Annotated in this window: 1 rRNA gene; it reads left to right on the forward strand. The window is 56.5% G+C overall.

The annotated features are described in order from the left end of the window. Window positions 1–1,498 (forward strand): 23S ribosomal RNA (locus GA0115233_RS40000); the annotation flags it as partial. Between the last annotated feature and the right edge of the window lie 22 nt (window positions 1,499–1,520).

Below are 1,520 nucleotides of genomic sequence, written 5' to 3' on the forward strand. Positions count from 1 at the left end.
AGTAGGTGAGTGATGGGGTGACGCAGGAAGGTAGTCCATCCCGGGCGGTGGTTGTCCCGGGGTAAGGGTGTAGGACGCAGGTAGGCAAATCCGCCTTGCATACAGTCTGAGACCTGATGCCGAGCCGATTGTGGTGAAGTGGATGATCCTATGCTGTCGAGAAAAGCCTCTAGCGAGTTTCATGGCGGCCCGTACCCTAAACCGACTCAGGTGGTCAGGTAGAGAATACCGAGGCGTTCGGGTGAACTATGGTTAAGGAACTCGGCAAAATGCCCCCGTAACTTCGGGAGAAGGGGGGCCACAACCGGTGATCGGATTTACTCCGTGAGCTGGGGGTGGCCGCAGAGACCAGCGAGAAGCGACTGTTTACTAAAAACACAGGTCCGTGCGAAGCCGTAAGGCGATGTATACGGACTGACGCCTGCCCGGTGCTGGAACGTTAAGGGGACCGGTTAGCTCCATTTCGGTGGGGCGAAGCTGAGAACTTAAGCGCCAGTAAACGGCGGTGGTAACTATAACCATCCTAAGGTAGCGAAATTCCTTGTCGGGTAAGTTCCGACCTGCACGAATGGCGTAACGACTTCTCGACTGTCTCAACCATAGGCCCGGTGAAATTGCACTACGAGTAAAGATGCTCGTTTCGCGCAGCAGGACGGAAAGACCCCGGGACCTTTACTACAGTTTGATATTGGTGTTCGGTTCGGCTTGTGTAGGATAGCTGGGAGACTATGAAACGCGGACGCCAGTTCGCGGTGAGTCGTCGTTGAAATACCAGTCTGGTCGTGCTGGATGTCTAACCTGGGTCCGTGATCCGGATCAGGGACAGTGTCTGATGGGTAGTTTAACTGGGGCGGTTGCCTCCTAAAGGGTAACGGAGGCGCCCAAAGGTTCCCTCAGCCTGGTTGGCAATCAGGTGTTGAGTGTAAGTGCACAAGGGAGCTTGACTGTGAGACCGACGGGTCGAGCAGGGACGAAAGTCGGGACTAGTGATCCGGCGGTGGCTTGTGGAAGCGCCGTCGCTCAACGGATAAAAGGTACCCCGGGGATAACAGGCTGATCTTCCCCAAGAGTCCATATCGACGGGATGGTTTGGCACCTCGATGTCGGCTCGTCGCATCCTGGGGCTGGAGTCGGTCCCAAGGGTTGGGCTGTTCGCCCATTAAAGCGGTACGCGAGCTGGGTTTAGAACGTCGTGAGACAGTTCGGTCCCTATCCGCTGTGCGCGTAGGAGTCTTGAGAAGGGCTGTCCCTAGTACGAGAGGACCGGGACGGACGAACCTCTGGTGTGCCAGTTGTTCTGCCAAGGGCATGGCTGGTTGGCTACGTTCGGGAGGGATAACCGCTGAAAGCATCTAAGCGGGAAGCCTGCTTCGAGATGAGGACTCCCACCCACTTGATGGGGTAAGGCTCCCAGTAGACGACTGGGTTGATAGGCCGGATATGGAAGCACGGTAACGTGTGGAGTTGACCGGTACTAATAGGCCGAGGGCTTGTCCTCAGTTGCTCGCGTCCACTGTGTT

The organism is Streptomyces sp. DI166, from assembly GCF_900091315.1.
In the GTDB taxonomy this organism is placed as follows: domain Bacteria; phylum Actinomycetota; class Actinomycetes; order Streptomycetales; family Streptomycetaceae; genus Streptomyces; species Streptomyces fuscus.